This window comes from Candidatus Cybelea sp. (assembly GCA_036489315.1).
Taxonomy (GTDB): domain Bacteria; phylum Vulcanimicrobiota; class Vulcanimicrobiia; order Vulcanimicrobiales; family Vulcanimicrobiaceae; genus Cybelea.
Map to the genome: position 1 here is coordinate 1 of DASXFZ010000037.1, position 24,911 is coordinate 24,911.

At 64.4% G+C, this 24,911-nt stretch carries 20 protein-coding genes; 8 read left to right on the top strand and 12 right to left on the bottom strand.

Going from position 1 to position 24,911, the window contains the following annotated elements; all coding sequences use genetic code 11:
• The first annotated feature begins 242 nt into the window (after window positions 1-242).
• A complete protein-coding gene (locus VGG51_08110; GenBank protein HEY1882989.1) occupies window positions 243-818 on the top strand; it encodes an isoprenylcysteine carboxylmethyltransferase family protein in 576 nt (191 codons plus the stop codon).
• On the opposite strand, the gene VGG51_08115 is transcribed toward VGG51_08110, so the two are convergent.
• From VGG51_08115 to VGG51_08165, 11 genes are all read right to left on the bottom strand, one after another.
• Complete coding sequence (locus VGG51_08115; GenBank protein ID HEY1882990.1) at window positions 815-3,532, bottom strand: molybdopterin cofactor-binding domain-containing protein; 2,718 nt, start codon at window positions 3,530-3,532, stop codon at window positions 815-817. The genes VGG51_08110 and VGG51_08115 overlap by 4 nt on opposite strands.
• The gene (locus tag VGG51_08120; protein HEY1882991.1) at window positions 3,529-4,344 is read right to left on the bottom strand and encodes an FAD binding domain-containing protein; all 816 of its coding nucleotides are present in this window, start codon (window positions 4,342-4,344) and stop codon (window positions 3,529-3,531) included. The genes VGG51_08115 and VGG51_08120 overlap by 4 nt, the downstream gene beginning before the upstream one ends.
• Before the next feature lie 10 nt (window positions 4,345-4,354).
• Window positions 4,355-5,287: an antibiotic biosynthesis monooxygenase gene (locus tag VGG51_08125; protein HEY1882992.1), complete on the bottom strand. Its 933-nt coding sequence runs from the start codon at window positions 5,285-5,287 to the stop codon at window positions 4,355-4,357.
• A gap of 1 nt (window position 5,288) precedes the next feature.
• Window positions 5,289-7,538: a multicopper oxidase domain-containing protein gene (locus tag VGG51_08130; GenBank protein ID HEY1882993.1), complete on the bottom strand. Its 2,250-nt coding sequence runs from the start codon at window positions 7,536-7,538 to the stop codon at window positions 5,289-5,291.
• 152 nt (window positions 7,539-7,690) lie between these two features.
• A complete protein-coding gene (locus VGG51_08135; GenBank protein HEY1882994.1) occupies window positions 7,691-8,170 on the bottom strand; it encodes a choice-of-anchor tandem repeat GloVer-containing protein in 480 nt (159 codons plus the stop codon).
• Window positions 8,167-9,042: a choice-of-anchor tandem repeat GloVer-containing protein gene (locus VGG51_08140; protein HEY1882995.1), complete on the bottom strand. Its 876-nt coding sequence runs from the start codon at window positions 9,040-9,042 to the stop codon at window positions 8,167-8,169. Before VGG51_08140 ends, VGG51_08135 begins: the two co-directional genes overlap by 4 nt.
• A 112-nt stretch (window positions 9,043-9,154) precedes the next feature.
• Window positions 9,155-9,679, bottom strand: a complete 525-nt coding sequence (locus VGG51_08145) for a redoxin family protein (GenBank protein HEY1882996.1) — start codon at window positions 9,677-9,679, stop codon at window positions 9,155-9,157.
• A 39-nt stretch (window positions 9,680-9,718) separates the two neighbouring features.
• Window positions 9,719-11,050 (bottom strand): HAMP domain-containing sensor histidine kinase, encoded by a 1,332-nt coding sequence (locus tag VGG51_08150; GenBank protein ID HEY1882997.1) that lies wholly within the window; start codon window positions 11,048-11,050, stop codon window positions 9,719-9,721.
• Window positions 11,051-11,056: 6 nt separating this feature from the next.
• The gene (locus VGG51_08155) at window positions 11,057-11,740 is read right to left on the bottom strand and encodes a response regulator transcription factor (GenBank protein HEY1882998.1); all 684 of its coding nucleotides are present in this window, start codon (window positions 11,738-11,740) and stop codon (window positions 11,057-11,059) included.
• A 49-nt stretch (window positions 11,741-11,789) separates the two neighbouring features.
• Window positions 11,790-13,493 carry an alkaline phosphatase family protein gene (locus VGG51_08160; protein HEY1882999.1) on the bottom strand — a complete coding sequence of 568 codons (1,704 nt, stop codon included), beginning with the start codon at window positions 13,491-13,493 and terminating at the stop codon, window positions 11,790-11,792.
• Window positions 13,494-13,499: 6 nt separating this feature from the next.
• Window positions 13,500-14,306 carry a methyltransferase domain-containing protein gene (locus tag VGG51_08165; GenBank protein ID HEY1883000.1) on the bottom strand — a complete coding sequence of 269 codons (807 nt, stop codon included), beginning with the start codon at window positions 14,304-14,306 and terminating at the stop codon, window positions 13,500-13,502.
• 432 nt (window positions 14,307-14,738) lie between these two features.
• Between VGG51_08165 and VGG51_08170 the strand changes: the two genes are divergently transcribed.
• The 6 genes from VGG51_08170 to VGG51_08195 all read left to right on the top strand — a co-directional run bounded on the left by VGG51_08170 (window position 14,739) and on the right by VGG51_08195 (window position 20,987).
• Complete coding sequence (locus VGG51_08170; protein ID HEY1883001.1) at window positions 14,739-15,188, top strand: hypothetical protein; 450 nt, start codon at window positions 14,739-14,741, stop codon at window positions 15,186-15,188.
• A gap of 43 nt (window positions 15,189-15,231) precedes the next feature.
• Entirely contained in the window at window positions 15,232-15,408 is a 177-nt protein-coding gene (locus tag VGG51_08175; protein ID HEY1883002.1) for a hypothetical protein, read from the top strand.
• 314 nt (window positions 15,409-15,722) lie between these two features.
• Window positions 15,723-16,022 carry a hypothetical protein gene (locus VGG51_08180; protein ID HEY1883003.1) on the top strand — a complete coding sequence of 100 codons (300 nt, stop codon included), beginning with the start codon at window positions 15,723-15,725 and terminating at the stop codon, window positions 16,020-16,022.
• A 247-nt stretch (window positions 16,023-16,269) separates the two neighbouring features.
• Entirely contained in the window at window positions 16,270-16,848 is a 579-nt protein-coding gene (locus VGG51_08185; GenBank protein ID HEY1883004.1) for a hypothetical protein, read from the top strand.
• The gene (locus tag VGG51_08190; protein ID HEY1883005.1) at window positions 16,799-19,510 is read left to right on the top strand and encodes an AAA family ATPase; all 2,712 of its coding nucleotides are present in this window, start codon (window positions 16,799-16,801) and stop codon (window positions 19,508-19,510) included. Before VGG51_08185 ends, VGG51_08190 begins: the two co-directional genes overlap by 50 nt.
• Window positions 19,511-19,643: 133 nt before the next feature.
• Window positions 19,644-20,987 carry a PQQ-binding-like beta-propeller repeat protein gene (locus VGG51_08195; GenBank protein HEY1883006.1) on the top strand — a complete coding sequence of 448 codons (1,344 nt, stop codon included), beginning with the start codon at window positions 19,644-19,646 and terminating at the stop codon, window positions 20,985-20,987.
• Between the two features lie 269 nt (window positions 20,988-21,256).
• On the opposite strand, the gene VGG51_08200 is transcribed toward VGG51_08195, so the two are convergent.
• The gene (locus tag VGG51_08200; protein ID HEY1883007.1) at window positions 21,257-22,369 is read right to left on the bottom strand and encodes an FAD-dependent oxidoreductase; all 1,113 of its coding nucleotides are present in this window, start codon (window positions 22,367-22,369) and stop codon (window positions 21,257-21,259) included.
• Between the two features lie 132 nt (window positions 22,370-22,501).
• Here VGG51_08200 and VGG51_08205 point away from each other — a divergent pair, with 132 nt between their 5' ends.
• The gene (locus VGG51_08205; protein HEY1883008.1) at window positions 22,502-24,775 is read left to right on the top strand and encodes a DEAD/DEAH box helicase; all 2,274 of its coding nucleotides are present in this window, start codon (window positions 22,502-22,504) and stop codon (window positions 24,773-24,775) included.
• The last annotated feature ends 136 nt before the right edge of the window (window positions 24,776-24,911 follow it).

Consider the following 24,911-nt stretch of genomic DNA (forward strand, 5'->3'; position numbering starts at 1 on the left):
CGCAGTCGCGGCGTCGAGCGGCTTGAGCGTGACCGTCTCTTGGCTTCCGGCGATCGGCTCGAGCGTTCCCACAAACTCTTTGCCCGCGTCTGCAAGCACCCTTTGGCCGAAGAGATGTTTGATTCCGGCAATATCCATGGGGACACCACTTCGCCGAGCGTAGAACGACGCCCCGGTGCCCGAGGCGCCGTGCCGGAGCGTTCGGCGCGAGGCTAGGTGCGACCGGGAAAGAAAACTGCCGCGTGGCGATCTACTACTGGTGTGTTGCCGGGCTCTGGCTGCTCTTCGTGGCGGTTTGGATTATTTCGAGCCTCGGCGCAAAAACGAGCCTGCGCAGCCGCGCATGGGGGCGCGGGGTCCTGCTTCGCCTCATCGTCGTCGTGCTCGTTCTGGCTATGCTGCGGCTCCCGAATGTCTCGCACGGATTCCGCCACGCGACCTTGTACCTCGCGAACCGCAATGCTCCTCTGGGAATCGCGGGCGTCGCTCTCTGCGCGCTCGGCATCGGACTGGCAATTTACGCGCGGTTCTACCTCGGCTCGAACTGGGGCCTGCCGATGGCGCGCAAAGCGAACCCCGAACTCATAACCAGCGGACCGTACGCGTTCGTCCGTCACCCGATCTACAGCGGAATTCTACTCGCGATGGCCGGCTCGGCGCTGGCGGAGAGCATCACCTGGGTGCTGGCGCTGCCCATCTTCGGGCCGTACTTCGTCTACAGCGCGCGGGTCGAGGAGCGGACGATGGCAGAGGCCTTCCCCGCGCAGTATCCCGCCTACCGGGCCCACACGAAGATGCTGATTCCCTTCGTCTTTTAGGCTTCGTTGAGTTTTGCGAAGATGCGGTCCTCGGTAAAGGGCAGCGAGGTGAAGCGCACACCGGTCGCGTCGCGCAGGGCGTTGCCGATCGCCGGCGGCACGGGGTTATTCGTATTTTCGGCGACCGATTTCGAGCCGAAGGGACCGATCTTGTCGTGCGTATCGGCCCAGAAGACTTCGCTCTCCGGCGCGTCGGCGATCGCCGGAATGCGATAGTTGCGCAGCGTCGGATTGATGACGGCGCCGCTCTCGTCGTAGACCATCTTCTCCTGCAGTGCGTAGCCGATGCCCATTACGACGCCGCCAACCACCTGGCCGCGCAGCTGGTGGGGATTGATCACGACGCCGGCGTCGACGGCTTCGACACTGTAGAGAATGACGATCTCGCCGGTGATGCGATGGACGGCTACGCGCACGCCGTAGGCAAAAAATGCCACCGTGCGCGGGGAGCCGTAGGCTTTGCGAAATGCGTTGAACTCCACACCTTCGGTGGTGCCCTTCGCGTACAGCTCGGTCAGCGGGATCTTGCGCCGGCCGCAGACGACGCGATCGTCGTCGAGGCGGCAGTGCTCGAGCTTCTCGCCGCTCGTTCGGCTCGCGTAGCTCAGGATTTTCTCATGCAGCGCGGCCGCCGCGTTCTCGACCGCTTTGAGCGGCACCATCATGCCGACGCTGGCAAACGTGCCGCTGTCGTACGGCGTCTTGTCGGTATCGGCGTTGAGCATGCTCACCCGCGAGGTCGGGCAGCCCATGATTTGCGCGACGACCTGCTGCTGCGCGGTGATCAGTCCGTTACCGATCTCGGTTGAGCCGACGGTAAAGTGATAGCTGCCGTCTTCCCGCAGTTCGCATTCGGAGCCGGAGCGCTGTTCGGTCGGCGGGACGCAATCAAGCATCGAGAGCGCCACGCCCTGGCCCTCCAGCCAGTGCTCGCCGTCGGGCTTGGGAAGACCGCGACCGCTGCGCAGGCCTTCCTCGACGAGATCGAGGCACTGATCCAACCCGTAGCTGCCCATCGTGAGGTCGGTGGCCTCTTTCCAGGCGGACTCCATGTTGTCGTACTGCCCCACCACGTTCTTGCGGCGAAACTCGATGGGATCGATCTCGAGCATGCGCGCCAGCTCGTCGACGGCGCACTCGACCGCGAAGGTCGTCTGCGACGTACCGTAACCGCGGAAGCCGCCGCCGCATTGCAAGTTCGTATACACGGCGTAGCCGTCGCCCTTTTTGTTCGGACACTTGTAGATCGCCCATGGGCCCGACATGCCGTTGGCAAGCGTCTCGCCGCCATGGTTGCCGTAGGCGCCGGTGTTCGAGACGACGCGATACTGGATCGCAGTGATCGTACCGTCTTTCTTGGCGCCGATCTTCACCCGCGTCTTCATCGGGTGCTTGGTCGTCGCGCCGGTGAACTGCTCTTCGCGGGTGAACTCCCAGGTGACCGGACGCCCCAACTTGAGCGTTGCGAGCAGCGGCAGGTCCTCGCTCATCATATCTTGCTTGCCGCCGAAGCCGCCGCCCACGCGTTCGCAGAAGACGTGCACGTCGGCGAGATTGAGCCCGAAGATAAAGCAGAGCTTGGACTTGACGATAAATGGGCCTTGAACGCTCGTCCGGACGTGGTAGCGCCCGTCGTCGCCCCGCCAGCTGATCGCCTGCATCGTTTCGAGGTGCACGTGCTGCTGGCGCGGCGCGTCGTAGGTGCTTTCGTAGACCGCGTCGGCCTCGCGGAAGCCCTGCTCGACATTGCCGATCTCGCCGTGCAGTTCGAGAAAGATGTTCTGCTCGGGATGCATCGCGCGAGAGAACTCGCCCTTATCGTGCAGCTGCGGCGCTCCCGGGCGCATCGCTTCCTCGGGATCGAAGACCGCGGGCAGGATCTCGTACTCGACCTCGAGTTTGCGGCAGCCTTCTTCCGCCGCGCCCTCGGTTTCGGCGACGACGGCGGCGATCCGTTGCCCGACGAAACGCGCGACGTTATCGAGCACGTACATGTCGTCGGGGTCGACGCGGTTATCTTCGTGAATCGCCGTCGTGTAGAGTTTGCGGGGGACGTCTTCCCAGGTGAAGACGTCGACGACGCCGGGGACCGCGAGCGCCGCGGTTTTATCGATCGACTTGATGCGGGCGTGCGCGTGGGGCGAGCGCAGCACCTTGAGGTGCAGCATGCCGTCGAGCGGCGCAAGGTCGGTCGTATAGCGGGCGTGGCCGGTGACGATGTCGCGCGCAAAGGGATTGGGGACGCTCTCGCCCTTCGACTTGCCCGCCGCATCGGGCGCGACGTTCTTCTTGCCGGCAAAGGCGTCGCGAATCGAACCGTACCCGGTGCAGCGGCAGAGATTGCCCTTGAGCGATTGGTGAAGGTCTTCTCTCTGCTCGCCGGACAGCGCGGCGCCCGTCATGATCATCCCGGCGGCGCAGTAGCCGCATTGAAAGGCCTGCGCGTCGAGAAAGGCCTGCTGCATCGGATGCAGCGTACCGTCGGGCTGCGCGAGCCCCTCGAGCGTCGTCACGCTCCGCCCTTCGGCGCGAAATGCCGGATAGAGGCAGCTGTGGACCGGCTTCTCGTCGACCCAGACGGTGCACGCGCCGCAGTCGCCGCCGTCACAGCCTTTTTTGACGCCGTACCAGCCGAGGTCGCGCACGAACGTGCGCAAGCACTGCCCCGCCGCGGGCGTCGCGGAGTAGGACTTACCGTTTACCCTCAGGTTCATGAAGCGAAGAGCTCCTCGCAGATTTCCGCAGCGAAATGATAGGTGAGGTGGCGGCGATGTGCCGGGGAGCCGTGCACGTCGTCGAGATAGAGCTCGGGCGGAATCGCAGCGTCGATCGCGGCGCGCAGCTCGTGCTCGCGCAGGCGCTCGCGGAAGCAAATCTGCACCGGACGAAGCGTCGCCGCGGTGACCGTCAGCAGCAGATCGCAGGAGCCGCGCGTGCCGATCAGCAGCACCGAGGAACGCCCCAGATGCGTGAGTGAGGCGCGGCGGAAGGCGTGGCGTTTGGTAAACGCGCTCGCAGGCAGATGGATCGCGCGCAGCAGCTCGCCGGGCGCGAGCAGATTTGCGTGCGAGCCGGTGACGAACTCGACGGCCGGAACGCGGCGCGTCTCGCCCGCGCGCGGCCACAGCTCGTAGACGCCCTCGAGCGCAACCGTCAACGAGATCATCGGGCCGGCCGGCAGCGACATCACGATGTTGCCCCCGACGGTCGCTTCGTTCCAGATTTTAAACGACGAGAGAAACGAGCGGCAGCACTCGCGAATCAGGGAGGCGTCGGTCCACGGGTCGGGGGCCGCAAAGGCGTAAAGCTCCGCGATGCGGCAGGTCGCGCCGATCTCCAGCCCGGCATCGCTTACGGTGAGCGACGGCCACGCGAGCATTTCGAGATCGATCAGCGTATCGGTGTGAATCTGCGGCTCGGAGAAGAGCCACGTGCCGCCCGCAAGCCACGCGTTGCCCGGCCGCCAGCCCGCAATCTCTTCGAGCGTTCGCGGACGCTTTACCTCGGTGACGGTGTTTAAGTTCATGTAGAAAACCTCAGAGCAGACGCCAGAAGATAAGCAGCTCGATCGCGTAGCACGCGATCAAAAGCACGGGGCTCCAGATAACGACCCAGCGCGGCTGATTCTCGGGAAAGAGCCAGCCGTGGAAGGCGCGGATCGCAATCGGCATCAGCGGCCAAGTGGTCAAGCCGACGCTGATCGCGTTGCCGATGAATGTGCCGAGCGCCCCGAGCCCGCGTAAATGCGGCATGAGGAACTTCAGCTCCAGCATGACGACCGGAAAGAGCCCGAGCAGCACGAGGGCCGCCGTCTTCCACATGTTGGGCGGCTTGCCGGTGACCGGGCTGACGGGGACCCAGCCGGGAAACGAGGTGTCGACGCGATGCGCGACGACGCGCTCGACGAGGTCTTCGGCGTCTTTGAGCAGCGACGCGCGCGCGGGCGATTCGAGCCACGCGTTGAGTTTTTCGATCGTGTCGAAGCGCAGCAGCGTGGTCCAGGCCGTTTCGCCGGCGGCGGGCGGCTGCATGTACGAACCGCGAAATCCGGGAAACGCACTCTCGAGCTTGTCGATGCGGTTCGCCCAGTCGCGATAGTCGTTCTCCTTACCGGATTTGACTTCGGTGACGATTACTTCGGTCGCGCTGTTCTGCACGTAGAACTCTGTTGCGGCTCCGCCGGTGAGCTCGATCACACGGCCGCCCTCGACCAACGGCTGGGCCTGCGCAATCAGCGCGCGATGTTCTTCGGAGACGCGCCAGCTGCGTAACGCATCGAGCGTCGCGAAGCGCATGACGGCCACCCATTCCTCTTGATCGGGCGGCGTCGGGGGCCAAAGCTCGCAGCTGAGGCTGCCCTGGAACCCCAGCGCTGCTTTCTGCAAACGCGAGGCCCACTGCGAAAATGCGTCTTCGGCGCCCGCGCGCGGACGCGCAGCGACCAGGAGATGAACGCTGTTGCCGTTCACGTCAGGGCGCGGGCAGCATCGGGCGCATCATGTCGTTATCCTCGTGGTCGATGAGGTGACAGTGCCAGACGTAGCCGGGACCGCCGGGATATCCACCCTTGCCGATGTGCGTTGGATCGGAGTCGGTCGGATCGAACGCGAACTCGTTTTGGCCGCTGTAGTCGATCGCCACGCCGTTGCGAATCGCGGGCAGGTCCTGCGGCGTGATGCGCACGACGATGCGAGTGACGTGGCCGCAGGCCGCGATCACCGTGTCCTTCCAACCGCTCTCCTCGGGACGGGCCGGGCCCGTGGTGTGGTCGTAGACGCCATCGTCGAGGCAATACGACTGCACGCGTTTGAGAAAGAACGGCGTGACGTCGGGATTTCCGCCCAGCGCGCCGGCGGCATTGGCAACGTTGTAGGGCTTGGGCGGTCCTCCGTTCGGCGCGCACTTGTCGCCCGGGAACTGCTTGTAGTAGGCCGCGCCGTAGCCTTGAAGGTCGAACGGAATGCGCGAGATGACCTGAAACTGCACGAGATGGATGTGGATAGGGTGGTCGTCGTTGCTGAGGTCTATGAGATCCCAGACTTCGGTGCTGCCGATCTTCGGCCGCTCGGTTGTCGTCTCTGCGAAGCCCGTGTTGTTGAGGATCATCGCGTCGATCATGTCGGTGCTGCCGGCCCCGGGCCAGTGGCAACCGCCCGACTTGAAGATCGGATTGAGCGTCAGCTGACGGTAGACTTGGACGACTTTGCCGTCGGCGATCGGCTTGCGCAGCGCGAGGCCGCCCGGCGTTCCGGGGAGCTGGACGATCCGATCCAGCTTCGGCGCGACCGTGCTGCCCGCGCCGCGCAACGGCGCGCCGGTTGCGGGATTGTAGCTGGTGTCGGGGACGCTCGCGTTAGCAACGTTGATGCGCATTATGCGGCCTTCCAGCGACGGCGTGAACTTCGCAAACGCACTGGGATAGGGCGTGACCGCATCGTTGCGGACGGTGATCGCCTGCCCGCGGAAGCGCGCGAAATCTACGACGATATCGTAGCGTTCGCCCGGCGAAAAGAGCAGCTTCTGAACCTTTGCCGGCTTGTTGAGCAGGCCGCCGTCGTCGCCGATCACGTAGTACGGAACGACGCTCTCACCGGGCAGACACGAGCCGTGTGCGCCGCGCGCCATTCCGGCCTTCGACCGCGCGCAGAACTGAAGGTTGAAGAATCGCACGGAGGCGCCGTCGAGCAGACGCAGCCGGTAGCGCTTCGGCGCGACCGCAAACTTCGGCCAGCTCTTGCCGTTGACGGTAATGACGTCGCCGAAGAATTCGGGCATCCAGTAAGGATGCAGCTTAGGATTCTGCAGCGGGCCGTCGAGGCCGGGGGGATAGCCGTCGGGGAAGATCAGCTGGCCGTTGGTATCGAACTGGCGATCTTGCAGCACGAGCTCGACCTCTTGGCGGCCGCCGGGAAGCTTGCCCGGGCCGGCGATGCCGTCGTCGCCGTCGCCGCGGATGAGATAGAAGGCGGCTAGGCCGGCGCCGACGTTCGTGCGCGTCGTGCCGAGCGTATGATCGTGAAACCAGAGCGTCGCCGGCTCTTGACCGTTCGGATAGCGATAGGTGCTCGAGACGAAGCCGGGCCCGCGTTTGCCGGCGTGGCTGCCATCGCCGAGTTTGCCCTCGGCGCCAGGCGTGAACCATTCGCTCGGGCCGCCGTCGAAAGCCGAGGGATCTTCGGCGCCGTGCAGATGGGTCACCGCCGCGATCGCGCCCAGATAGACCCGAGGGTTGCCGTCGCCGCCGACCGTCATCGGATCGTTCATTGGATTGGCCCAGTGCAGGCTCTGATCGATCGTGAACGTCTTCTCGAGGCTCGGCCCCGTGGCGTTGCGGAACCAGCCGGTGCGATTGGGTTCGGCGACGAGATCGTTGTGGTAGCTGACGACGGTTTCGCGGTCGCGGTTGACGACGACGGTAAAGCCCGGATACAGCCCTTTTGCGTGCGCGGGATAGTGACGATCGCCTTGGTCGATGCCGTAGCCGAAGACCATCGTGCCGGCGCTATACGGCGCGGACAGCTTTTGGTAGAACGATGCGGGCAGAACTCTCTGCTGGAACTCCTCGGAGCGCACGGAGTAGGGCGCGTCGCCGTTGACCCGGCCGAGTTGCGAAAAATCGGGAAGGTTATCCGCGAACTGCGGAATCTTCGAGGCATCGAGCGGAACCTGACGGACCAACTTGCTGCCCCACGCGACGGAACCCGCGAGCGCGAGAATCACAAAAGCGGATGCGCACGCGGCGATCCGGCCGCGAGCATGCAAAAAGTGAGATCGTCTCAATATCGTCTCCCCATAAGCCGATCTTGTAGTGAGGCCGACGCGGCAGCCGGACGATCTTATTCTTGCAATATAGGCGGACGCCTTCTCGTTTTTTAGGGCGAGGCGAGCGAGCTTGTCCGGCCAGCAGTCAACTTGAAGACGATACCGCAGCCTTGACTGCATGGACCGATCCCGCCGCTCACGGTCGTGCCGTAGAGATTGCCCGATGCATCGCGCGTGACGCCGCCGTATGGAACTTCACCGTCCTTCTTTCCGCCGGTGAACGTGTGCAGTATTGACTCCTTGCCGCGCGAATCGATTTCGAAGACGACGCCGCACGCGTAACCGCCGTTGCACGTGTCGTCGCCGCCGAAGGACGTCGTGCCGTAGAGATTGCCCTGCTTATCGATAATCAAGGTTTCGTTGGGGACCGCGCCGTCGGGACTGCCGGCAAAGACGTGCAGCACTTTGAATTTATGCTTGCGGTTGAGGCGAAAGACGGTACCGCAACCCGGGTTGCCGCCCTTCTTATTGCAGCTTGTGTTGCCGAAGTTCTGGGCCGTGCCGTAGAGGTTGCCCGCAGGATCCATCATGAGGCCGCCGTACGGATTGCCGCCATCGCTCGTGCCGTATAGAGCGTGCTCAGCGTGCCGCTCGCGCTCAACTCGAAGATCGTCCCGCAGCCGCCGACGCAGCCCGGGTTTCCGCCGGCATACGCGGCACCGTATAGGTTGCCGGAGGCATCGCGAATGACGCCTTTGTACGGACGGCCGCCGTCGGCGCCGTCGGTAAAGGAGTAGAGGACGGTCTCTTTACCCGTTTTGCTCAATTTGAAGATCGTGCCGTACTCATCGGTGCCGCCGTACGCCGTCGTGCCGTAGAGATTCCCAGACGAATCGGCGACGAGCGGGGCTTGGGGATCTTGGCCGTCGGGCCGGCGGCTTCCAAAGTTTCCGCGGAACCGATAGAGCAGACGCTCCTTGCCGTTCGGGCCGATCTTGAAGATCGTGCCGCAGCCGTCGCCCCCGTACGCGAAGCACGTGTAGACGTTGCCGCCGACTGCCGTCGTCCCGTAGAGCGTACCGTGCACGAGCAGCAGCGAGGCGAAGGGTTCGCTCGCGTCGGGCGTGCCGGCGAAGCTGTACGTCACGTGGTATTTTCCGGCGGCATCGATCTCGTACACGGCACCGCAACCTGAATCGTAACCGCCGGGGCAGTCTTGATTCGCGCCGCCCTCGATCGTCGTGCCGTAGAGATTACCGGCCGAGTCGAGGATGACGCCGGCTTCCGGACTCGCAGCATCCGGGCTGCTCTCGAAACGGTGAAGCAGCGTCTCGGTGTAACCGCTCGTGCCGCTGGGCTGCCGCGCCGACGAGCGTTGCGCGACGTTGGGCGTGACGGGCGCCGCACAGCCCGCCGCCAGGACGATCGAGAGCGAGCAGATCGCGAGGGCGTAACGACGCATGGCTCCTCCTCTTTGAAGCGGCGCTTCCATCATCACGCTAACATGCGCAAGTCCGGCACGGCTACGGGAGGTCGCGCCGAATCCGAGGAGGTTGCCGGGAAATCGAGCGCAGCTACTGGTTTGCGGCGGCGTTCTCGCGGAGCAGCGATTCGACCGTCGCACGGACTTGGTCATCCTGCGAGTCGCCAACGATGACCTTACGCAGCCGCCCTTGCCGATCGAAGAAGAGTTGCGTCGGCCACGCATCGGCGCCGTAGGCCTTCCAGAGGGCGAAGTCATTGTCGATGGCCACGGGCCAAACGACGCCTTGCCGCGCCAAGCTTTGCTCGACGTACGGTCGTCCTCGTTCGGCGGGGGTCTCCGGCGCGTGAATGCCGATGATGCGCAAGCCGCGGGAGCGATCCTTGGCATAGAGCGAACGCAGATTGGGCACGACGTTTTGGCAGTTCGAGCAATCGACCGTGAAGATGTCTAGAACGACGACGTGCCCAGCCAGGTCCGGCGCCGTGACGCGGGCATCGATCCACTGGTCCGCCGAGTAGAGCGGTCCGACCGTGGCCTGCGCGGGGCGCGCGGGGAGACTTGCCGCCGACGCCATCGCTAGGATGCCTGCCAGAATGGAACATCGCCGGTTCACGTTTTTCTATACGCCTGCACGGCGCCGCCGGATGACCGGCTACGCGGCGATGGGTATGCGGATGATGCAGGCGGCGCCGGCGGAGTCTTTGTTGCGTAGTTCGATCGAGCCGCCGGCTCGCTGCACCGCTTTTGCGGCGATCGACAGGCCTAGTCCGGTTCCAACGATTCCTTCCGAGGCCGTGCCGCGATAGAAGCGATCGAAGGCCGAGGAGAGATCCGCTTGTGAGAACCCGGGGCCCTCGTCGGTAATGGTGATCTCGCAGAGGCCGTCGTCGCGGCGGACACGGATCGCGATCGGCAGGTGCCCGCCGTACTTCAGCGCGTTGTCGACGACGGCCGTCAACGCTTCGCGAAGCTCTGTGGCAGCGGCGCGAACGGGCGCCGCCGCACCTGCGAGCTCCAGATGGAGGCGCTGCTGATCTTGGAGTGAGAAGCCGTGCGGCACGTCACGCACGACGTCGTTCAAGTCGAAGACCGTTTCCCCGATCGGCGCGACGTCCTCGAGGCGGGCCAGCAGGATAAGCTCGTCGATGAGCGTCTTCATGCGGCGGCTCTGGCCGAGCATCGCGGGCACGGCGTCTCCCTCCGAGCTCAAGCGGCGTGCGGCCATCGCGCTCAAGTAGCCCATGACCACCGTCAGCGGCGTGCGCAGCTGATGGCCGGCATCGGCCACGAACTGGCGCATCTCGGCGCTCGCCTTCGCGCGTTCGTCGAGCGCGCGCGTGATCTGCGCGACGGCGCGATTATACGCCTGCACCAGCTCGCCGACTTCACTCGTATCGGTGGTCGAAACCGCAGCCGGGGTGAAATCGCCCTCGCCGAAGCGATTGAGTGCCGCAGTAGTGCGCAGCAGCGGATCGAGCGAGTTCGACGCGACGACGATCGCGATCCGCCAGGCGGCGACGATCACGACGATCGCGATGACCGCCATGGCCGCAAAGTAATATCCGACGAAGCGTTTGTAAAACGACGGACTGACGAAGATCGTTGTGCGGACGGGGCCGTAGACGATCGTGAGCGGGCGCACCCGTTCCATCAGCAGCCGCACGAACAGGCCTTCCCGAAACGACCCGCGCGGCGCGGCGAAATGGTGGATTCCGGGGAATGGTTCGGTGTGCGTGCGGACCGGCAGCGGTGCCAGCCGCGCCGCGAAGTAGGCGTCGATATCGTCGGGAGAACCGCTCTGCCAATCGTACGAAGCGGCCAGGGCGGGAATCTGCCGCGCCGCGGAGTTCATTGCCTGGCGCGCTTGATAGAAGAGGGCTTCGCTCATCACGATCGCGACCAACGCCGCGCAGCAAAGGACGATCAACGCGCCGCTCGTCACGTGCCACGCAATTAGGCGGCTGCGGAGCGTCGGAAGGTGCAAGCGCCGTTACGAGTGCAGGGTGTAGCCCGCGCCCCGTATCGTTACCACGAGCGCAGCCTCGTGCTCGTTTGCGTTGACCTTGGCTCGCAGGTACGAAATGTAGGTTTCAACGCAGTTCTGCGAGACCTCGGATTCGTAGCCCCAGACGCGATCGAGCAGATCGTCTTTACTGAAGACGCGGTGCGGCTCGCGCATGAAGGTTTCGAGAAGACGGAACTCGCGCCCGGTCAGCGCCAGCTCCGATTCGCCGCGGCGAACTTTGTGGCGGCGCAGATCCATCTCGAGCTCCTCGTAGGTGAGGAACTCGGGTGAATCGAGCTGGGGCCGGCGCAAGGCCGAACGGATTCGCGCGATCAGTTCGGGCGTTTCGAAGGGCTTGGCGAGGTATTGATCCGCACCGCGCTCGAGGCCGTGCACCTTATCTCCAGTCTCCCCTTTGGCGCTGAGGATGAAGATCGGCGCCTGCGTCAACGCGCGATAGCGCGGCAGAACGCTGATGCCGTCGATCTTGGGCATCATCACGTCGAGCAAGATCAGCGACGGATCGAATTCGCGAACCATCTCGAGCCCGCAGAGCGCGTCGCGGGCGCCGCGAACCTCGAATCCGGCCGCTTCGAGCTCCCACGTGAGCAAACGGCGGATCGGCTCCTCATCGTCGATGACGGCTATGCGAGGCGCTCGAGAGTCCATCGCTTAACGGTAGCCTTCCTCGCTGAGATCGACCTTGGGACGCAGTTTCCTATGGCAGCGGCACGACGAGCACGCGCGGATTGAAACCCGCGGGCGGCGCATCGGTGGTTCCGGGCGGCGGCGGTACCGGATGCAGGCCGAGCGACCGGCACGACCAGGGGCTTGGAATCGCGCCCACGACGTCGTTGGGGATCACCGCTTCTTCTGCCGGAATCGGCGGCTTTTCCCCGCGCAGGCGCTGCTCGTCGAAGCCGCCGGAGAGATCGCCGGTTTGGTCGGTCGCGTCGCGTGGGCCGAACGGCATGTAGCGCGCTTCGTCCGGCAACTGCGCGAGCGGCGTGCGATTGAAGAGGTGCTCGACGAACTTGATGACCGAAGCCTGATCGTCGGACTCGTGGACGACGGCGTTTTGTGCGTACGGCGAGATCAGCAGCATCGGCACCCGCTGTCCGTTGCCGCAGGGATTGCCGTCGGGGCAGACGAGCCACGACGGCGGCGGCACGTGATCCCAGTAGCCGCCGGGATCGTCCCAGGTGATGACGATCGCCGACTGGCTCCAGTACTTGCTGCGCGCAATCGTGTTGACGAGCTGGGCGACGTCGGCTTGCGCGACCTGAAGGTCGGACTCGCCAGGGTGGTCGTCGTCGCCGGTAAAAGTGTGCGGCGCGGCGCCGGCCGGATGCAAACCTTGATTGCTCGTGAATCCGCCCTTCAGGTAGAAGAGTCCGCTCTCGCCGAGCTTACCGGTCGCGACGTCGGAATCGAACTGTGTGATGTCGGCCACGCCGCGATCCATCGATGCGTTCTTGGCGATGTAGCCGAAGTAGTGCGGCGCGAGGTGATGCGTGACCAGCGACGTGCGCCCGGGATCGGCGGGATTGTTGTAGCCCTGCTGATACCACGTCCAGTTGACGGCGGCGTCGCCTTTGCCGCGCAGGAAGGCGATGTCGTCGCCGATGTCCTGCGTGTAGTTCTTGAGGTCGCCGGATTTCGCGCCCTCGAGATTGAGCAGCACGTTAGCGTAGGTTTGATCGACCTGTTTCTCGGCGCTGGTGTCTTTGGTGTTGTAGGGCCCCCAAGCGGGATCGAGATCGACGAACATCGGGACGCCCCGTCCGGCCGTTCCCTTGGGGTCCGCGGTGTAGGGAGGACCCGCGGCTCCGTACTTTTTATACTCCGACTCGCCGTTCTGTGCAGCGATGATCTCGACGTTGCTCGGCGCCGACGGCGCGCGCGCTCCTTGGAAGAACGAATCGAAGAGCGCGAAGCGGCTCGCGTACATCCAAAGGTAGGGGATCGTATCGCAATCGACGTGCGACATCGACTCGTCGCCGACCGAAGCGAGTTCGGCCGGGCCGGTCATGCCGAGCTCTTGCTGCGCCTTCGCCGGCATCTTCTGCGCCCAGGCGATCTCCGCGGCGACAAAGCCGTCCATCTTACCCGCATTGATGCCGGCATCGACGAGCGTTCGGGCGTTGTTCAGCAGTCCGAGGTCGGGCGTATCGACGCGGAACGCGGTCGTTTGGCGTTTGGCGATTGGGTTGTACTGCGAGAAGCCGTGCGCGCGAGCGGCATCCGTGTAGATGCCGTCGGCTCCTGGATAGGTGCCGAAGTAATGATCGAACGACCGGTTTTCTTGGTAGATGACGAAGACGTAGCGCACGCGATCGCGCAGAAGGCTCTGCAGCGACGGCGGCGGACTGGCGGCCGCCGTCAGCAGGAGGGTTGCGATAACGATCGCGGCCGTACGCATCGCGTTTTATGCTTTCGCCGCTGCTTTGGTTAAGAGGTACTCTTGCGAGATAATGTTATTTGCGTAGTAGGGTGCGCTGATCTCTTCGTATTCGCGCCGCAGCGCGGCGAGACGCTCGGGGTCGCCGGCCAGGCTTGCAACGAGTCTCTCCATCGGTCCGACGGAACGCTCCATAAATAAGCGGTAGTGCGCGAGGCTCAAGGCCGGAACGGCCATCACGCCGCGCTCGCACACCGGTTCGTCGAAGCTCTTCGCGAGGCGCTCCCGGACGACGCTTTCGTCGCCCCACAGCACCGGCGGCACGACGCCTGGCGGCAATGGCGGTGAGTTGCGGCCGATAAGCGCAAAGAACTGCCCGACGAGTCGATCCGGGGGCCAGGTTGCGAACGCGATGCGGCCTCCCGGCTTGAGGACGCGACGCATCTCGGCCATTGCAACGTCAGGCTGCGGAGCGAACATGTGTCCGAACTGGCTGAGTACGACGTTGAAGGAAGCATCGGGATACGGCAGGCGTTCGGCATCGCCCTCGACCCAGTCGATCTCCGGAAATCCCGCGATCCGCGCGTTTTCTCGCGCCGCTTCGAGCAGCGCAGGCGTGAGATCGAGCGCGCTAACGCGCGCTCCCGCGTTCGCCGCGGTAATCGCGACGACGCCGGTTCCGGCTCCAATGTCGAGAACCGCTTCTCCCGGCGAAATACCGGCGAAGCGCACGAGATGCGCTGCCGGTGGGGTCGTAAACGTTGCGGTTGGAGGGAACGAAGCCCACATCTCGCGCTGCCGATCTTTAAACGCGGAGAAAAGGTCTTCAGGCATTGCACATTCGTTCTCAAACGCGAGGGGCGCTCCTATCTGTAGCTAGCAACCGCACGTTTGTTCGACATAGGCTGGCGCACAAGGGCGACGGACCGGGCACCTTCGACCCCGGGCGCGTTCGATATCGCTCACCGGAGCGCTGAGCAATCCGGCTAAGGTTCGCTCGGGTTGGCCCCGATAAAATTATTAAGGCGAAGCTCCGCCCAGACCTAAGCACGGCCTCGCCGGGAAGGAAATATGTCAAATATTACTCGCGCGATTAGAGAGCGCGTGTTACGCCTTTGCGCGGCAACCCTATCCGTCTTCATTTTTTCGCTCGTTCCGGTTTGCGCGCAGACGCCCCCAAGCAGTCCGCCGGCTCCTGCGCGTTCCCCTCAGCCTGGCGGCGCCGAAAAGGTGCTTGTCCCGGGCGGGACCACCGTGGTCGTAGCCTTGACCGAACCAATATCTTCCGCGACGGCGACCGCCAACGATCAGGTCGCGATCGTCGTCAAGAAGCCGGTCGCCGTCGACGGCTGGGTCGTCGTCCCCGCCGGGGCAAACGGCCATGCGACCGTGACCGAGGTCACGCACGCCTCGGGGAACGGAAGCGGCGGCAAGATCAGCATGAGCGTCGATTGGGTCTATAGTTCCGACGGCGGAATGCTGCAGCTATCGACGACGAACCACGCGAGCGAAAGCGGGGACACAAAGGGCGCTGCAAGTACGGCGACGTTGCTCTCGTGGGTACTTCTCGGTCCGGTAGGGTTTTTCGCGCATAACTTCGTGCGTGGCCGGGACGTCACGATTGGAACCGACAAGACTTTCACCGTCTTCGTCGATCACGACGCGCACGTGCAGACCAACCAGCGCGCCGGGCCGTCGCAGGGATTCGACCAGTAACAGCCACTCGGGCGTCGAATGGGCCCGTGGGAAGGCGGTTCTTATGGCGCTCATCAGCGGAAGCCGTTTTAGCAATGCTCGCGTCCAGCTCGATGGAAAGCAGTTCGAACGCTGCACGTTCGATCGCTGCGCGATCGTGTACAAGGCGACCAGCCCTTATAATCTGAACGGCTGCACGTTTAACGATTGTTCGTTCCATTTTGAGGAGCAGCCGCACTGACGGTTCGCTTCATGACCGATCTCTACCCCATCGCGCCGCAGCTCATTGAGGGAACCTTCGATAAAATCCGTCTGGGGTTTAAAGCTTAAATCGTGTAGCGCTGCTCGCGAGAAGTTGCAGGCCGGTAAACGGACCATCGCAAGAATCGCGGCCTGCGCGGTCTCCTCGAGGACCACGCCCGCAAGGGCAGCTATCCCGAAGGCTCGGGATCGCCCCGACAACTTCGAACCGTCATCCAAAAGGATTCTTCGGGCGTATTAGCTAGAGGGTTAGCAGTTCCCCACGACCTCCTTTCTTTGCTTTAGGAGATAAAGATGAAGACCATTACGACAGGGCTCGTCCTCACCGTCGGCATCCTCTTTGCGAGCATGCTGCCGGGCGTAGCCCAAAGCAGCATGTCCTCGATGCCAGCGATGCCGAAGTGTGCTTCCGGCGATTCGGTCGTCGGTGTCAATATGAACACCAAAATGTACATGACCAAGTCTCAGATGATGGCCAAGAGCGCCGGAATGTCGCAGTCGCAAAAGCAGGCGATGATGGCTAAGAATCACGTCAAGATGATGTGCAAGTCGCAGGCGACCGCGATGGGCGCCAAACCGATGCCTCCGATGTAGGCTGGAGCCTTCCAAACGTAACTAACGAAAAGAAGAGCCTGAAGCCGTAAAGCCCGGGCTCTTTCCTTACCTGGTTCCGGGATTCGGACCGCCCGCTGGGCTCGACTGGCTCGTCTAGAGGTAGGGGGACCTCCCCATAGCGCTCCAGCGCGCGAGGCTCTATCCTGATCGAGTGCCCGCCTCCGATATGCTCGCCATGGTGTTGCTGGATCGCATTCGGCGTCTGAGTCGTTCGGAACGAATCGTTTTGATGCGCGCCGCGTTCATCGGCCGCCGGTTTCGGCTGGCGCTGCTCGCCGCCGTTTTGGCCTCTGACGAGGACCGCGTTCGGGCAGCACTCGAGGCAGCTTGTAACCTCCAACTCGTCGTGCCCGAAAGTTCGCCCGGCAACTGGTACGCGTTCCGCCACGCGATAACCCGGGATATTGCATACGAAGAGTTCATCGGGACGCGCGTCCGTCCGATCCACCGGCGAATTGGACGCGCTCTCGAAGCGGAGCTTGAATCGGAGGCCGCCTCGCTCGACGATCTCGCCTACCACTCGTGGGCTGCCGGGGACGCCGTCCGCTGCGTCCGCTACAACGAACTCGCCGGCGACCGGGCGGCCGACGCATTCGCCGCTCACGACGCACTGCGATATTACGCACGCGCCCGCGCGTTCGTTGCTCTTAATTCGGAAGAGTACCGGCGGCTCAGCAGTAAACTCGACGCGTTGGCAGCGCAAACACCGCTTGCTCCAGGCGTCGAAACCCAAGGCCGCCAATCATCGTCTCATTGTGATCGTTCGACCGGTCCTCTGCCGCCCGTTCGTTGGACGCCGGGCTGAGCTCGCCTATCTGCGCGAACGGCGGCTCGAGGCGGGCGCCTCGCGCGGCAGCGTCGTCTTCATCGCGGGTGCAGCCGGCGTCGGGAAGTCGCGGCTCATCGCCGAGTTCTGCCGCTCGCTAACGTATTCTCGCTGGCGTATCACGTTCGGTCCCTGCCGAGAGTTCGGCGGCGGCCCGTACGGGCCGATATCGAGCGCGCTCTCGAACCTCGATCCCACCGCTTCCCACCTCCCCCCGGCGGATTCGAAGCGGCAGTACTTTGAGGCGATCGTGGAGCGCTTCGCCGCCATCGCGGCGCGAAAAGCATTGGTCATCGTCATCGAAGATTTGCACTGGGCCGACGCCGCAACGCTCGACCTACTCGAATATCTCGGCTCGCAAGTGCATCGAATGCGGCTGCTCATCCTCGCCTCATTTCGGCCCGACGACCTGCACGCCGACCATCCGGCAACGGCCGCCATCGCGAAGATCGCGCGCCACGCGCAGGGCGGCCGCATCGATCTCGAGCCGCTCGAGGGCGTCGAACTGCGAACGTTCATCGACGAGGCGCTCTCCGGATTTGCGCTGAGCCGCGAGATCCGCCAAGCCGTTGCACTCGCTGGTGAAGGTAATCCGTTCTTTACCGAAGAGCTGCTCAAGAACGCGGTGCAACAAGCCACCGAGGCGCGCAGCCGTGGCGAACGTTGGCAGATCCCGCACAGCGTCCGCACCGCGCTGCTCGAACGGTTACGACCGTTTGGCAGCGAGGAACGCGACATCGTTACGCAGGCGGCGGTCATCGGGCGCACGTTCTCGCTCGACCTGCTGGCGACGATCACCGGCGTCGAGCCCGAACATCTGCTTTCGACGCTGCGCCGCGCGCGCGATTTTCAGCTCATCGACGAGATCGAGCCCGGTGTCTTTCGCTTCCGCCACGGCCTCACGCGAGAGGCGCTGTGCGGGGATTTTCTGCGCGCGGAACTGCGCCCGCTGCACCGGAAAATCGCGCTGACGCTGGAGAGCGCGCCCCAAGGCGAGCGGCCGATCGAGGCCTTGGCCTATCATTGGTGGGCGGCCGGCGATGCCGAGCGGTCCGCCCGTTATAACGACCTGGCGGGCGACGCGGCGCGAGGGACGTACGCGCACGACGATGCGATCGCGTTCTACGGACGTGCGCTCGAACCCAAAGGCATCGACCCGTTGACGCGCGGCTCGATTCTGGAAAAGATCGCCAATCTGCGTTTGGTCTTGAGCCAGGCCGAGGAGGGTCAAGCGACGTACAGCGCGGCCGCCGATAGCTTTCGCGCAGCCGCGGCATTCGAACGCGAGGCGGCGTGCCGCGTTCGCGTGGCGATGACTGCCTACACGATCGGCCTCGCCGATACGAGCGCGCCGCTGGAAGGGATGCTGGCGCGCCTCGACGCGAGCGAGTACCTCGCGCGGGCGCGACTCCACCTCGGCATCGCATGGCTGGCGTTCGCGCTGCGATTTCCCTCGCGGGCGCAAAAGCATCTCGTTGCGCTCGATCCCCGCGCTGCCGGCGCGACCGACATCGCCGTCCGCTACCACCACGTCGCAGCCGGCGTTGCGACCGAACTGGGTGACGTCGATCGCTTCCGCCGCGAGCACGCCGCGTGGCTCGAGGCGGCGCGCGCGCACGGAGACGGCGCGGTCGCGGGCGCCTATTACAACGGCGCAAAATACTTTTCTGCGTTCGGACTGCACGAGGAGGCGCGCGAGAGCATCGATCGGGCTCTGCGCATCGCGCGAGAATCGCGAAACCGCCATGCCGAAGAGTGCGCGCACGCGACCGCAGCGCTATGTTACATCTTGAGCGGAGATCTGAAGCGGGCGCGCGAGGCCGTCGAGGCGGTGCCGACGACGACCGATAACCGCGTTAACACGATCTTTGCCGCGGCGGCCGGCGCAACGCTCGGCGCTTATCTCGGCGACGAGAGCTTGATCGAAAAGTGGTTTGACGGTTTCGAAGATACGATCGTCGCTGCGCCGGAGATCGAGTGCGGTTTTGGCTTTGCCGAGCTGCTGGTACGGCGCGGCCGGCACGCCGACGCCGCGGCACTCCTGCATCGTGTTTTGCCCGACTGCGAGCTCGTTCGCGGCGACGTTCCCGCGCTGCTTGCCATCGCCTCGTACGGGGCGGTCGGCGACCGCGAGCGCGCGCGCGGGTATCTCCTGCGCGCGACGCAGACCGCAGCGGATTCACTCGAGGATCCGGCGCTCGCGCTCTTCGATGCGATTTCTCACCTCCGTGACGGGCGCTCGGACGAGGCGCGCCTCCTGGCGCTCGGCGCGGCCGAGGGTTTTCGGCGCTTTCGCACGCCACTGCTCGAGGCGGCGGCGCTCGAGGTGGCGGGCGATGCCGAAGGGGCGCTCTCGCTCTATCGCCACTGCGGCGCCGCCTATCACGTGCACCGCCTGGAAGGCACGGCTGCAGACAAAGTATCCGCGTTTGATTCGACCGGCACCACCGAGACGTCAGCGCTTTCGAGCCGCGAGCGCGAGATCGCGGTGCTGGCCGCGCGCGGGCACTCAAACCTGGAGATTGCGCGCAGCCTCTCGATCAGCCACAAGACGGTGGAAAAGCACCTCGGGTCGGTCTACCTAAAACTCGGCGTTACCTCACGTCGAGCACTGCGCTCGTACGTAACCGCCGAACGCTAACGCCCGCAGCCCGGGGGGTAGGGTTGCCCACCCATACTGCGCGCCCGGCGATTCCTTTACGATGGTCCGGTGGCCTTGATCCCGCGGGCTTAGATCGCGGCAGGCCGGCTTTTATGAAAGGGAGTTCTTTTTCATGCGGACCATACCAACCGTTGCGACTACTTCTCTTCTTTTCGGCGTCACGTTGCTCTCCGCGGGCGGCTGCGCGCCGGCCGGATCCGGCAGCGGCTTGCCGCCGCAGCCCGGCGTCGTGCAGTCGGCGAGTTCCGATAACACCACAAAGTCACAGGCATGGCCTCAATACGGCTACGACTCCGGGCACAGCGGTTTCAATCCGCTCGAGAAGGTCATTGGCGCCAAGAATGTCTCCACGCTGCAAATCGCCTGGAATAACCAGAACATCATCCAGCCCAGCGGCATCGTGGTTGCCGGCAGCGTCGCGTACGTTGCCGACCAAGACCAAGCCAATGGGTCGGTGTTTGCGCTCAATGCGAACACGGGCAAACAGAAATGGGCGACCGATGTCGGCCTCAACGGGTCGTGGGGCAGTTTTGAGGCGGTCCCGGCCGTTTCAGGCAACGTCGTTCTGACGCCGTGCAGCAACAACAGCCCCAGCAACTTCAAGACCGGCATCTGCGGCCTGAATGCAAAAAGCGGCAAGCTGATGTGGTCGCAACTGTGCGTCGCGGGATACTGCGGCCTAACAACGTCGCCCGGAGTGACCGGCAGCGTGGCGTATTACCAGTTCTCCGACAACTACTTCACGGAGTACACGCAGGCAGTAGACCCGAAGACCGGCCACGTCCTCTGGCAAGATGCGGGAACCAGTGACTGCAAAGATGCCGGCCCAGGCGGGGACCTCCCGCTGCCCGCAGCCGGCGGATACATCTTCGCGGCAGCCGCGTGCCAAGGCAGCCAGCACAACGAGACCGACGTCTGCGCGCTCGCCACAAGCTCCGGCACCTCCGTCTGGTGCAGAGATTTACAGACCCAGTACATCACCTCGTTGTTCGAAGGCGGGGGCACGCTCTACGCGACCGCCTCCGGCGGCAGCACGTCGAAACTCGTCGCGCTCAACGAGAAGAGGGGGACCGTCAAGTGGTCGAAAACCTTGCCGAATATTGCAAGCGACGCCTTCGCGGCTGCCGATGGACGTGTGTTCATCGACTTTCACAATGCGACCGGCCTCATCGCGTTCTCGGCCCGCAACGGCAAGCAGCTCTGGACCCAAACGACGGGCGTAACCGCTGCCATCTCCGTAGCCAACGGAATCGTCTACACCGACGCCGGCGGCGGCAACAACGGCGACCACGCGATCACGGCGCTCAATGAGAAGACCGGAGCGATCGTTTGGGGGAGCGATGCGGGCAACGGCGCATCGCCGGCCACGGCCGTCGTCCTCAAGGGAACGATCTACGCGGGATGCTACACGATGTGTGCGTTCAGGCTACCCGCGAAGCACTCCCGCGCGATCTAAGGACGGCAGGCTCCTAGCTGCGGCGGAGGACGGCGAACAGATCGCCCACGTGATACGTGAATGCGGGCAACGCATCGTGTGCGATAACGGCGTCCTCCCGGAACGAGCGGCCGGCGTACCTCGCCCGGCGGCGCGACGCGAAATCGCCACTCGGGACCAACTTCGCCTCGGTCAGCTGCCCACTGGCCTAAACGCACCCATTCCGTTTCGGGTCTGGTCTCCGACAACACGATCTCGTGAATCTCCATCGCTGCACTCCATTCTATCGTTCATCGGGCGAAGATCGCTTCGTGCGATGCTAGAATTCGCGCCTGAGTCGCAAGGTCGGGCGCGGTCGACCAGTTGCCGCGTTCGAAGGTTCCGCCAAGAAGCACGCCGTCGTTGCGCGGGAACATATACAGGCCGTCTGCGAGATACGTGTAGTCAATCGCCGGCTGCGGCTCGAGAATCGTGAGCTGCCCGCGCACCGGCTCCATCTCACGATCGGCGAAAAGGTCGCGCGCGCCAAGGCCCGTGCAGTTGAAAACGACGGGTTCGTGGAGCGCCGCGACGTCGGCCGGCCGGCGAAACGCGCGTACGACGATATGGCCGCCCCGTAAGAGAAAATCCCGCTGCACCGCGGGCAGAAACGTGTTCGGCTCCATCAACATCGTGTCGAACCGGCGGATGGCGGAGTAGCCGACGAACGGTACCGTTGCCGGATCGATCGTTTCGACGTCGGCATAGAGATCCGCGATGCCGGCGCGCCGCGCGTAGTCGATCTCGCCGCCCGTCGCCTGCGCGTTGCGCTTGAGATCGTAGTTGTGGAGCCAGCGTACGCCGTACTGGTCGCCGACCATCAGCTGGAACTGCCGGTTCGCAATACGCGCCGCCTTGCGAAACGTCTCGAGAAAGTCCGGCTTCACCACATCCCACGCGAAGACGGTCGTCGGCGTCCACTGCGCACCGGCGATGTTCGAAGTCGTCGCGGGCGGGAGATCGGAAGAGTAGATCGTCACCTGCCAGCCCCGGTTCTGCAGAATGCGGGCGGTCGTGAGGCCGATGACGCCGCAGCCGAGTACCGCCGCGCGCGCGGGCGAACGATCGACAACCAAATCGGCCGCCAGCGTTGCGCACCCCCAAGAGAGGCTGAACCCTCCGCCGCCGTGGCCGTAGTTGTGCACGAGCACTTTCGAGCCGAATGACTCCGCGCGCAGCACGAATCCCGACGAGCGATACGGACGCAGGCCGACGATCGTGCGGATGATGCGATTGGCGTCGATACGCACGGGAGTAATCGTCGTGCCCGGCGACGCGGCGAGCGCGGTCGCCGGCCAACGCGCCGCTGCGAGCGCCGAGAGACCAAGCGACGAATTGATGAACGCGCCGCGCGAGACGAACACTCGGTTCCCTTTTCGAGCGCTTCGGAGGATTCCCGCACCTCAGCGGCGCGCTTGGGGCCGAACGGCGACTTTCCCAGGGCTATATCGTCGTGATAAGATAGCCTGATGCGGTGCGCGAGGTCGTGACGTTCGATGTTTGAGCTCGACGTCGCCCCTGAGACCATCATCGAACGCGATCCGGTGCCGGTGCTGCTCTTGCGCGGCTTCTCGGCGCCGCCCCCAGCGGCCGTCGCCGAGCTTACGTTCGAGTACGGTACGCACGTCGTCGAGCTCTCGGCCGACGAGCCGGACCAGTTCGAGTCGGTGGAGAGAGGTCACATCGTTCTGTGGCCTCGTCGTGACGAGTTCGAAGCCGCAGCCAGAGCGGCGCTCGATACGTATGGCTTGTACCTCGTCGGGTGGCCGGAGATCCAGTACGTCGAGCACCGCTCCTCGACGTTACGCTTTCCGGTACCCGACGAACAGCGTTGGGTGCGCTTTCTCGGGCATGCCGTGCCGGCACTGCGCGCACGCGGCTGGCGGATTGAGATCGATCCCTCGTTTCCGTACGAGCTGATCGACGCCGGCGAGTGGGACGCCCAGATCGAAGCGAGCGCGAACCACTGGTTTGAGTTCGATCTCGGCATCACCGTCGGCGGAGAGCGCGTCTCGCTGCTGCCGATCGTCGTCGATGCGCTGCGCGAGCTCGGCGTTCGCTCGCACCAAGAGTTGGCAGACCTCAACGCGGAGACCGTGTACGGCCGCGTGCGAGGGGGCGCGTTCGTCGCGCTGCCGGCAGCGCGCATCGCACCGCTCCTGGCGGCGTTGGTGGAACTCTTCGACGCACCGCTCACCCGCGAGGGGCGGCTTGCACTCACGCCCGCGCACATCTCCTCGATCGCTCAGCTCGAACGCGCAACGCCGGTGCGCTGGGCCGCGGGCACGCGCCTGCGCGATCTGGTCCGCGCGCTTTCCGACGAAGAGGCGATGGCGCCTGCGGTCGTGCCGCGAAGCTTTCAAGGCACGCTGCGCCAGTATCAGGAGCGCGGCGTCGCCTGGCTGCAGTTGCTCGCGCGCAACGATTTCGGCGGCGTGCTCGCCGACGACATGGGTCTGGGCAAGACGGTCGAGCTGCTCGCGCACGTCGCGATCGAAAAAGCTGCACGACGCCTCAAAAAACCGGTTCTGATCGTCTCACCGACGAGCGTCTCGCCGAACTGGCGTTCCGAGATCGCGCGCTTCGTTCCGCATTTGCGCGTGCTCGCGCTCACCGGCGCCGACCGTTTCGAACGTTTCGCGGAGATACCCGAGCACGACGTGGTGCTCACAACGTATGCGCTGCTGCAGCGCGACATCGAGACGCTGAGCGCGCAGGAGTGGCAGATGGCCGTGCTCGACGAAGCGCAGGCGATCAAGAACCCGCGCTCCAAGGGCGCGCTGGCCGCGGGGCGCCTGCGCGCAGCGCAGCGGCTCGCGCTGACCGGGACGCCGATGGAGAACCACCTCGAGGAACTCTGGTCGGTTTTTCATTTCGCCGTTCCGGGTTTGCTCGGCGAGCGCGCCGCCTTCTCACGCGCCTTTCGGACGCCGATCGAAAAACGCGGCGACACCGAGCGGCGGGGCGTCCTGGCGACGCGGCTGCGTCCCTTCCTGATGCGGCGTACCAAGGAGCGCGTGGCACTCGAGCTTCCGGCCAAGAGCGAGATCGTCAACCGCGTCGATCTGGAGGGCGCCCAGCGCGATCTCTACGAGACGATCCGTATTGCGATGCACGAGCGGGTACGCGATGCGTTGCGCAGCCGCGGTTTGGCGCGTAGCCATATCGTCGTGCTCGACGCGCTGCTCAAGCTGCGCCAGGTCTGCTGCGATCCTCGGTTGCTCAAAATGTCGGCGGCGCAGGGCGTTGGCGGCTCGGCGAAGCTCGAAGCACTGCTCGAGATGGTGCCCGAGCTCATCGACGAAGGCCGGCGCATTCTCCTCTTCTCGCAGTTCACCTCGATGCTCGATCTGATCAAGCCCGAACTGCTCGCACGCGAGATCCCGTTCGTCGAGCTGCGCGGCGAGACGCGCGATCGCGAGACGCCCGTGCAGCGATTTCAGCGGGGTGAGGTGCCGCTCTTTCTCATCAGCCTAAAGGCCGGCGGCACCGGATTGAATCTTACCGCCGCGGACACCGTGATTCATTACGATCCGTGGTGGAACCCGGCCGTCGAACGCCAGGCGACAGACCGCGCGCATCGGATCGGCCAGCACAAGCCGGTCTTCGTGTACAAACTCATCGCCGCCGGAACGGTAGAGGAGCGCATCGTCGAAATGCAGCAACGCAAGGCCGAACTCGCCGCCGGAATCTTCGACGAATCGGCCTTGAGGAAGCTCGACGGCGCCGAGATCGAGCGGCTTTTCTCGCCGCTCTCTTCCTTCGACTAGTGTTGTGAGTTATAAGTTCGTTGCAATAACACGAGACTTTTGGTATACTGGATAAGTGAGGAAATCCAGGCAAACCGTTCGTGGCCGACCCAAGCGAGACCTCAATCTTACGCGCGACGAGCGAGAACAACTGGAG

Coding starts and splice junctions, on each gene's coding strand:
- VGG51_08115 (HEY1882990.1), bottom strand. CDS start 3,532: ATGAACCTGAGGGTAAACGGTAAGTCCTACTCCGCGACGCCCGCGGCG.
- VGG51_08120 (HEY1882991.1), bottom strand. CDS start 4,344: ATGAACTTAAACACCGTCACCGAGGTAAAGCGTCCGCGAACGCTCGAA.
- VGG51_08135 (HEY1882994.1), bottom strand. CDS start 8,170: ATGATGGATCCTGCGGGCAACCTCTACGGCACGGCCCAGAACTTCGGC.
- VGG51_08140 (HEY1882995.1), bottom strand. CDS start 9,042: ATGCGTCGTTACGCCCTCGCGATCTGCTCGCTCTCGATCGTCCTGGCG.
- VGG51_08155 (HEY1882998.1), bottom strand. CDS start 11,740: ATGGACTCTCGAGCGCCTCGCATAGCCGTCATCGACGATGAGGAGCCG.
- VGG51_08160 (HEY1882999.1), bottom strand. CDS start 13,493: ATGCGTACGGCCGCGATCGTTATCGCAACCCTCCTGCTGACGGCGGCC.
- VGG51_08165 (HEY1883000.1), bottom strand. CDS start 14,306: ATGCCTGAAGACCTTTTCTCCGCGTTTAAAGATCGGCAGCGCGAGATG.
- VGG51_08175 (HEY1883002.1), top strand. CDS start 15,232: ATGGCGCTCATCAGCGGAAGCCGTTTTAGCAATGCTCGCGTCCAGCTC.
- VGG51_08180 (HEY1883003.1), top strand. CDS start 15,723: ATGAAGACCATTACGACAGGGCTCGTCCTCACCGTCGGCATCCTCTTT.
- VGG51_08195 (HEY1883006.1), top strand. CDS start 19,644: ATGCGGACCATACCAACCGTTGCGACTACTTCTCTTCTTTTCGGCGTC.
- VGG51_08205 (HEY1883008.1), top strand. CDS start 22,502: ATGTTTGAGCTCGACGTCGCCCCTGAGACCATCATCGAACGCGATCCG.